The organism is Anabaena sp. FACHB-1237, from assembly GCF_014696225.1.
Classification (GTDB): Bacteria; Cyanobacteriota; Cyanobacteriia; order Cyanobacteriales; family Nostocaceae; genus FACHB-1237.
The window spans coordinates 1-8,420 of record NZ_JACJPV010000076.1; the positions used below are offsets into that span (position 1 = coordinate 1).

The window sequence follows — 8,420 nt, forward strand, 5'->3', positions numbered from 1 at the left end:
CCAGGTGGTGTGCATTCTTATTGGTTCTTATTGAGAATAGGTTTTGATGACGTTTTTGGTGATTTACTGTTTCTCAAATGCCTTTTTTCACTTTATATGTTTGTTTTGATGCTCCCTTTAATTTTTTCTCTACGTAATTTCCCTCTGTGACAGTTTGGGGTGCGGAATGTGGGATGTAAAATTTCAGATAATTTTGTACTTTGTTAGAGTAGGAAATACTATATTCAAAAAAAAATACTATTATGTTAAATGATTCACTAAATGTTATTCTACCAATATTGTCAATTTATATTTTGTCATGGGTAAAAACTTTAATACTATACCAGAAGTTAAATCTTGGAAAAACTTCACATTCAATGATGAAAGCCAAAATATTAATTTTTGGTATATTTTGGTATTCAGAACGTCTTTACCGGAATTTCCACGACCATACAGGTAACGGGATGTCATGCTTAAAGCAAGTCTGCGGCATCCTTTAGCAAGCAAACTGACGCTACACAATTGAGCAGCGACAAATATGTAATTACATCTATAATATATTTCATATTTTGAGATTTGTCAACAGCTAAGAAATACTTCACTTGTTTGGATTTTTTCAGCAAAATATGATGACTAATGCTAAAATCTTGATTAGTCATACCCTCTGTTTTTTGTATTTATCTTCATGCTTACGCAGTAACTACCGCTTCTGGTTGATAACAAATACCCGCTTCTTTAAATCTTTGTAACGCTTCACCCAAGCGATCGCATTCATTAATTAAACTAATTCTCACATAGCCTTCACCACCAGGACCAAAAGCATTTCCTGGAGTCACTACTACCCCAGTTTTTTGTAGTACTTGCAAAGCGAAGTCTGTTGAACCCATACCTATAGGACATTTTACCCATAAGTACATAGTAGCTTTACTTTTGGGAATATTCCAACCTAGTTTTCCTAAACCGTCTATGAGAAAATCTCGACGAGTGCGGTAACGTTGTTGTACTTCATGCAAATAGGAATCTGGAAGTTGTAAAGCGGTTTCGGCTGCGGTTTGTAATGCTGAAAATATGCCATAATCTAGGTTAGTTTTTAAAGTCCGTAAACCTTGGATAATGTGACGATTACCTACTACAAAACCCACTCTCCAACCTGCCATATTATAGGTTTTAGATAGGGTATGAAATTCTACACCAATATCTTTCGCGCCAGGTATTTCTAATAAACTCGTAGGTTGATAACCATCAAATGCTAACTCTGCATAACATAGGTCATGGACTAGCATAATTTCATATTTGCGGGCAAAAGCGACAATTTCTTCAAAAAATTCGCGTGGTGCGGTGGCGGCGGTGGGATTACTGGGATAATTAAAATAAAGGATTTTGGCTTTTTTAGCCACTTCGTCAGGAATGGTGGTTAAATCAATTAACCAATCATCCTCTTCTTTGAGAATAATATTATGAATTACGCCACCTGCAATAATCGGACCACGAAAATGCACGGGGTAGGATGGTGATGGTACTAAGATTGTATCACCTGGGTTAATGTAGGCGATCGCTAAATGTCCTAAACCTTCTTTAGATCCCAATAAAGGTAATGCTTCGCTGTTAGGATCTAAAACTACACCATAGCGACGATTATACCATTTTGTAATTGCTTTACGAAAGTTAGCAGTTCCTTCAAAGGGCGGATAACCGTGATTTGCTGGATTTTGTAACGCTGTCATTGCTGCTTCTATGACAGGTTGAGGAGTTGCACCGTCAGGGTTGCCCATTCCTAAATCAATCAAGTCTAACCCTTGTTCCCTAGCTTTGGCTTTCAATTCATCTAAACGAGCAAAAACATAAGGTGGTAATTTTTGTATTCTTTCTGCGGGCTTAATCCAACTCAAATTCATTATACGATAACCTCGAAGTAGATGATAGGGAAAAAGGGTGTAGATTTTCAGGAAGGTAGTTATTAATTGTCAATTATCAATTGTCAATTTTTCATTTTTACCTGACTTGCTGTGGTAGAAACCATAGCGGCCATCAGATGTTCTGATGTTACAGAAAAAGGTAAACGGTGGATATCAGAATTGGGAGCTAAGGTAATTTCTACTACTTTTCGTAATTCAGTTAAAGTAATATTACTTAGTCCTAAGTCGCTTAATTGTTGTGGTAATCCAATTTCTGTATAGAATTTTAATAATTGTTGTCTAGCTGATTCTGCTAGTTGATTACCTTGTAACATTTCTTCCAATCGTAATTGGACTAATATACCATAAGCGACCTTTTCGCCATGAATGCTGCCATGTCCACAAATATGAGTTAATCCATTATGCACTGCATGGGCAGCCACTGTACGACATTGGGCGCCTCCTAAACCACCGATGACACCGGCTAGGAGTACAGTACAATCTACCACTTCTTGCCAAATTTCGCTACCAGGAGATTGTAAAGCTAATGCTGATTTTTGTAACAGGATATCTCGTAAAACTCGCGCTTGTTGTACAGCAGCAATAATTAATGTACCTTGCAAATGTCCACTACTGACTGATGCTTCATACCATTTAGCGATCGCATCTCCAATTCCTGCTACTAAGGTTTTTTGTGGTGCTGTTTGAATTACATTATAATCTAAAATTAGTAAATCAGGACATTTAGATAAACTTACATCATACAAAAACGCGCCTAACTCAGAATATACATTAGATAAAGCAGTCCAAGCTGCACAAGTAGCCGCAGAAGTGGGAATAGTAACTACAGGTAATTGTAACTGATGGGCGATTAATTTAGCTGTATCTAAAGATTTTCCGCCTCCAATGCCGATAATAACATCTGCTTTATGTTCTTTAGCTACTTTGCGTAATGTTTTTAAGGATGCTTCACAACAGTCAGCACCATAGGAAATAATATGATGACGTAATTTAGCTGATTCTAAAATTGGTTGTAGTTGATTTTGGAGAGATTTTTGTGTGCGATCGCCCATAATTATCAAAGGACTACTACCCAACTGAACAACTTCTGTCACCATAGAAGATAACATACCCACACCCTTAATCACCTTGCCAGGAGAGACTGTCAGACTTAATAGAGAACTACGAGTTTCTGTAACTGGAGATTGATCAAGAGCTTGATTCAAAGATTCTTTAGACATAATTTTATTGTAAATTGCTGTGAATTTGTACCTGATCAGCAATTGAGATATTCAAAATTAACACAAACTTTAATTTTTCTGTCCTTGATTGCTTGAGCTACTATTTAGTAAACCTAGCTATGGTAAAGGTACAACCTTTTATCGTAACACAAAAGATCATTAATAGTTAATTCATAACTTGTAGCTTGGATTGACGTAGCAATCCCAATGTTGATCAACATTCATCATTAAATTTCCTTGGAAGTAGATAAAATTAGCTAATTCTGTCCCTTATTAAACTAGACTAAACTAGACTAAACTAGAAAATACTACAGTAAAATCGCATTAAATTAGCTTTAGCTTATTTTTGATTAATTTCGTTTTTGCGGACAAGATAGTTCTTCCTCATCAAGATTAAGATAACAGGTTTTTTCGGAAATGTCAATAAGTGAAAAAACTTTTCGCGCTCATTTTTAGCATTTTGTGACAAAGCATGAATATGAGTAAACAAGTAAAATATTTAGAGTGCATCAGAAAGTATAAATTGAGGTGCAGATAGTTAAAAATAAGGATAGTGAGAGAATAACAGTATATTTTTACTATAATTACAGCACATTGCATCTACATGAGGTACAGTATGAACACAGCAAGACTTGTACTGAGCTTGTCGAAGTATGCCTGTGTTACAAGGGTTTTATCATTAACATCTGTACCTGATAATAATGGAAACTGCTGTAAATCTAGGATACAGGGTGACAGATGAAAAGAGATTGTCCTAAGTTGACAATTTAATAAACAAACCTGTACACTCATAGACAAACCTATGGGTGATTTTATGTTTAAGCCTCATGAATTTGCTAAAAAGATTGGAGTTTCAGTTAAGACCTTGCAGAGATGGGATGTAGAAGGGAAACTTCCAGCCAAGAGGACTTTGTCGGGGCATCGTTTTTACACCTAAGATAATTTATTGATTACTCAAGGGTTAAAACCTATAGAGTCAAAACGAAAAGTAGTTGTTTATTGCCGAGTATCTTCTAGTAGTCAAAAACCTGAACTTAAAAACCAAATATCTGTGATGGAAACATTCTGTTTGAATCGCGGAGGTAATAGTAATTTACCCATCCAAGAATATAGAACAGGATAACATATTTCCCCATCGTTCATTATTAAATGGTGAACAAGTACATCGTATATATTTAGATGAGTTGGGAGAAATTGAAGAATTACCAATATCAGTAGCATTGATGGTATTAACCACAGTTGCGGAAGATGAAGCACGACAAACAGCTAGAAACTTATTAAAGAGAAGCAATGAAGAAACATCTTTATTGTCAACTCTTACCATCATAGAAATAATCACAACTATCATGGTGTATAAGTTTGATAATTTCAGCCGTCAAGAGGTAGAATCTATGTTAGGAATTGCACTGGAAAAAACAAGAGTTTATCGGGAAATTAAGGAAGAGGGACGAGAACAAGGACAAATAGGTGAAGCTATTAACCTGACTATCCGACTATTAACTAAGAAATTTGGAGACATAGGGGAGGAAAAACGTTCTTTGATTTCTGGTTTATCGTTACCAGTTGTAGAGGATTTAAGTGAAGCATTATTAGATTTTAACAATCTTAATGATTTACAGCTTTGGTTAGATAATATCAATAGTTCGGGTAATTAACCGTAGGGTGCGTCAGATACTACAAATCTGCTTATTGATAGAATTTATGTATTCTGACGCACCATAAATATTAACCGTAGGGTGCGTCAGATACTACAAATCTATTTACTAATAGAATTTATGTATTCTGACGCACCCTACTTATCTGTTTATTGACATCATTTATACTGTCTAGCCTACCTTACGAATCTTTTCATAAATAAATATTATTGCTTATATAGAATAGAAACAAAATATTTACCAATTACGTCTAAATATTTGAATTTTGACTTGAATTTTGACTTGAATTTTGCTCAAAATTCATCTTATCCAATTCTCCCAACCTAAAGTTATCAGGGAATTTGACAGCATGAACAACCATAGATTCTACCGATTTAAGAAATTAACGCTGGTTTTTATGTTTACGTTAGTGGGTATATCTAGCCTTAAAACTGTATTAGCATCACCAGCAGAAGAAGCAAATCGAGTTTGCACGAAAGGAGGTGCTGCCGTTGTCACTGTTAAAAGTAGTGGACATGGTAGCGGTTTCCTTGTCAGTCAAGATGGTTTAATTATTACCAACGCTCATGTAGTTCATGATGGTCCTAGCGTTGTCACTGTGGTATTTCGGGATGGGAGGCAAGTACCCGCCGATGTGATAGGTTTTGCTAGGGGCGGAGTAGATTTAGCAGCCTTAAAAATCCAAAACCGTAAAAATTTACCCTATTTGAGATTAGCAGCAGATAAAGCCAAGGTAGGTTATCCAGTATTTGCTATTGGTAGTCCCTTGGATGCTGATAACCGTGATACCTGCACTCAAGGAAATATTAGCCGCATTCGTCCAGATGGTACTATTCAACATACTGCAATTTTGAATCGTGGAAACTCTGGCGGACCTTTATTAAATACTAAAGGGGAAGTTATTGGTGTTAATACCAGTGTGGCTGTATCTCCAGTTTTGGATGATGCTGGTAATCAGGTTGCAGTTATACCAGGAGGAACTGGAATTAACTTTTCTCAACCAGGAGAAAAAGTCAAATCTTTTTTAGCAGATATCAAGCAAAACAAGGTTTCTCCTGTATCAACATTAAATAAACCTCAAGAAAAAACCCTACAATCTATTACACTGGATGGTCAAGTAATTAAAGGTAGTTTAAATGGCAGTTTTGATGGTTATATATTTTTAGGTCAAGCAGGTCAAACAGTTGTGATAGAAATGAATAGTAAGGAGATTAATCCATTTTTAACTTTAGCTCAGATCATAGAATCTGCTAATGGAAAGGAACTAAAAGAAATTGCCGAAAATGATGATACAGGAGCAGGCAATTTTAATGCCCAAATTGTCACTACCTTACCAGCAGATGGCATTTATTTAATAGTTGCCAAATCCGCCCAAACAGGGGAAAATGGTAATTATAGTTTACGCGCAGCTGCAAGAGATTAGATCCCGGACTTCTTATCCCGATTAGATCCCGGACTTCTTAGCAATTAGATCCCGGACTTCTTATCCCGATTAGATCCCGGACTTCTTAAAGAAGTCCGGGATCTGGAGGAAATTTTTAAATAAAAGGAATCAAAAATCATGAAATTACAATCATTCTGCACCGCATTGGGATTAACAGCTTTAACATTGAGCCTTAGCATATTTCCTGGTTTTAGTCAAGATAATTCTTCAAATAGAACCAGATTTTTCTGTAATCAAATGTTTGATCAAGCCAGTGGTGAAAAAATTCCTACCACTCTTGCATGGTCTCCTGAACGTCAAGCTCATTTGCTATTTATCGCTTGGAAGTCTGAAGCTTTTTCTCGATCTCAATGGACTCCGCTAAGACGTTGTCAAGTCGTCTCAGAAAAGTTTCAAAAGTTTAATGAATCAGGTTTTTTGAATTACCTAACAGTGGGTAAAGTCATGAATTTACCTGTGATTTGTGCAGTTAAAAATACTGAGGAAACTTGTAATAGCAATAATCAATTGTTTACCCTGAAAAATGGCACTGATCCCAAATTAGTTCTAGAGCAACTTGTTAATATTAGTCAGGGTAAAGTGGGCAGACCAATTTATCAAAGTTCTGGTGGTAAAATATATCTAAATGTGAGTAATTATTTGGAAAATGCCCCCGTTGTGAATGTGAAAGAATAGTCCATTCAGGCGTTGCTGAATTGGGGTATGAAATCGAAAAATCAAACAAATGAAACTCTTAGAGGATGTTTGTAAAGTCTAAATTAACACAAAAATCGCCGATTGGAAATCGCGTCTCCACAGGCAAAACCTGCCTAGGGAGGTTAAAAATCCTTGGTTTTTCCTTAGTCCATGCACGTAGTTACTGAGCCTGTCAAAGTGTGGAATTTGTCTGTATAGTAGTGAATTATATTCGCCCTATACTTTTAAAACATCCTCTTACAGCAATTTTCAGGTAAATGAACCACTTTTTGATTCTGGTTTCGCGCAAAGATGCATTAGCGAAGCACTTTCAGGGTGTGGTCTAAATACATGAAAACTGCTGTAATTTATTCCCTGGCTAAACGGCTAAATAGCTAAATACAAATCATCTACCAATCAACAATTAACATGAACCTCAAAATTACTATCATTTCCTCTTTAATATTCCTGTCATTCCCTATATTAACATTAGCAAATCCTCCCTATTCCCTAGCTGAAAAAAATACTTCAACCACCTGCAATATAGAACCAGAAAACGAAAATCCTAACACCAAAGAGCCAACCTATTCACAACGACAACTCCAAACTATTGCTAAACAAATTACAGTTAGTGTAATTGGTGATAACAACGGTGGTTCAGGAACAATATTTGCATTTTCTAAAAAAGATAACTCCTATTTAGTTGTAACTAACTCTCATGTGCTGCTGGGAGTTAATCAAATTAAAATTAAAACACCTGATGGTAAAACCCATGCTGCTCAAATTATTCCTAATACCAATTTTGCTGAATTAACTGGCAAACCAAGTAGTAATGATAAACCAGATTTGGCTATCTTGGAATTTAAATCTAACCAAATTTATTGTCTTCCACCAGATATTTTAAATGGCGGCATTAGTAAAGATGCTGAAGTGATAGCCACCGGATATTCTCACATTAAAAATGAAATAGTATTAACAACTGGAACAGTAAAAAAAATTATTTCTCAACCAAGTTTAAAACAAGGATATGAAATTGGCTATACTAGCAATGTAGAACAGGGAATGAGTGGCGGTGCTATTCTTGATATTCAAGGCAATCTTGTGGGTATTAATGGTATAAGTGCTTATCCTATTTTAAATTCTGGTTATGTTTATACCAACGGAAAAGTACCCACAAATACAGAAATTCAAGAGTTCAGAAAACTGAGTTGGGGAATACCCATTAGAACGGTTTTAGCTCAAGTTAAACCAGAAGTTCTCACCGCTTACAATTTACCTCTACCAGATAGCAAACAGGAACTAGAAGAAGTACCATTAACAGGTTGGTTAGGAGAATTAGAAGCAAAAGCTAAACAAATTACCGTCAGGATTGATAGCAGTAGCGGTAGTAATGGTTCAGGGGTAATTATCGCTAAGAAAGGAGATATTTACACCGTTTTAACTGCTGCTCATGTAGTTTGTAAACCACCAGATAAAGTAGGACCATGTGAGCCAAATACCTATAAAATCCTCACAGTAGATGGTAAAGAAT

At 35.9% G+C, this 8,420-nt stretch carries 9 protein-coding genes; 6 read left to right on the top strand and 3 right to left on the bottom strand.

Annotation, left to right across the window (positions count from 1 at the left end; genetic code table 11):
- Window positions 1–264: 264 nt before the first annotated feature.
- The 3 genes from H6F32_RS19825 to H6F32_RS19835 form a co-directional block, all read right to left on the bottom strand.
- Complete coding sequence (locus H6F32_RS19825; RefSeq protein WP_190370990.1) at window positions 265–450, bottom strand: hypothetical protein; 186 nt, start codon at window positions 448–450, stop codon at window positions 265–267.
- A 218-nt stretch (window positions 451–668) separates the two neighbouring features.
- Entirely contained in the window at window positions 669–1,874 is a 1,206-nt protein-coding gene (locus H6F32_RS19830) for an aspartate aminotransferase (protein WP_190370991.1), read from the bottom strand.
- Window positions 1,875–1,957: 83 nt separating this feature from the next.
- Complete coding sequence (locus H6F32_RS19835) at window positions 1,958–3,115, bottom strand: iron-containing alcohol dehydrogenase family protein (protein WP_190370992.1); 1,158 nt, start codon at window positions 3,113–3,115, stop codon at window positions 1,958–1,960.
- A gap of 814 nt (window positions 3,116–3,929) precedes the next feature.
- On the opposite strand from H6F32_RS19835, the gene H6F32_RS20765 reads away from it, so the two are divergent.
- The 6 genes from H6F32_RS20765 to H6F32_RS19860 all read left to right on the top strand — a co-directional run.
- Window positions 3,930–4,052 carry a MerR family DNA-binding transcriptional regulator gene (locus H6F32_RS20765; protein WP_242031159.1) on the top strand — a complete coding sequence of 41 codons (123 nt, stop codon included), beginning with the start codon at window positions 3,930–3,932 and terminating at the stop codon, window positions 4,050–4,052.
- 9 nt (window positions 4,053–4,061) lie between these two features.
- A complete protein-coding gene (locus H6F32_RS20770; protein WP_242031204.1) occupies window positions 4,062–4,238 on the top strand; it encodes a hypothetical protein in 177 nt (58 codons plus the stop codon).
- A 1-nt stretch (window position 4,239) separates the two neighbouring features.
- Window positions 4,240–4,770 (top strand): DUF2887 domain-containing protein, encoded by a 531-nt coding sequence (locus H6F32_RS19845; protein WP_313926672.1) that lies wholly within the window; start codon window positions 4,240–4,242, stop codon window positions 4,768–4,770.
- Window positions 4,771–5,119: 349 nt separating this feature from the next.
- Window positions 5,120–6,193, top strand: coding sequence for a S1C family serine protease (locus H6F32_RS19850; protein WP_190370993.1), 1,074 nt, complete (start codon window positions 5,120–5,122; stop codon window positions 6,191–6,193).
- A 138-nt stretch (window positions 6,194–6,331) separates the two neighbouring features.
- Window positions 6,332–6,889: a COP23 domain-containing protein gene (locus H6F32_RS19855; RefSeq protein WP_190370994.1), complete on the top strand. Its 558-nt coding sequence runs from the start codon at window positions 6,332–6,334 to the stop codon at window positions 6,887–6,889.
- A gap of 429 nt (window positions 6,890–7,318) precedes the next feature.
- The coding region (locus H6F32_RS19860) for a serine protease (protein WP_190370995.1) at window positions 7,319–8,420 on the top strand (1,102 nt) is incomplete at its 3' end.

Excerpts from the sequence above, each read along its gene's own strand:
- H6F32_RS19830 (WP_190370991.1), bottom strand. The coding sequence starts at position 1,874 with ATGAATTTGAGTTGGATTAAGCCCGCAGAAAGAATACAAAAATTACCA.
- H6F32_RS19835 (WP_190370992.1), bottom strand. The coding sequence starts at position 3,115 with ATGTCTAAAGAATCTTTGAATCAAGCTCTTGATCAATCTCCAGTTACA.
- H6F32_RS19850 (WP_190370993.1), top strand. The coding sequence starts at position 5,120 with ATGAACAACCATAGATTCTACCGATTTAAGAAATTAACGCTGGTTTTT.
- H6F32_RS19825 (WP_190370990.1), bottom strand. The coding sequence starts at position 450 with ATGACATCCCGTTACCTGTATGGTCGTGGAAATTCCGGTAAAGACGTT.
- H6F32_RS20765 (WP_242031159.1), top strand. The coding sequence starts at position 3,930 with ATGTTTAAGCCTCATGAATTTGCTAAAAAGATTGGAGTTTCAGTTAAG.
- H6F32_RS19855 (WP_190370994.1), top strand. The coding sequence starts at position 6,332 with ATGAAATTACAATCATTCTGCACCGCATTGGGATTAACAGCTTTAACA.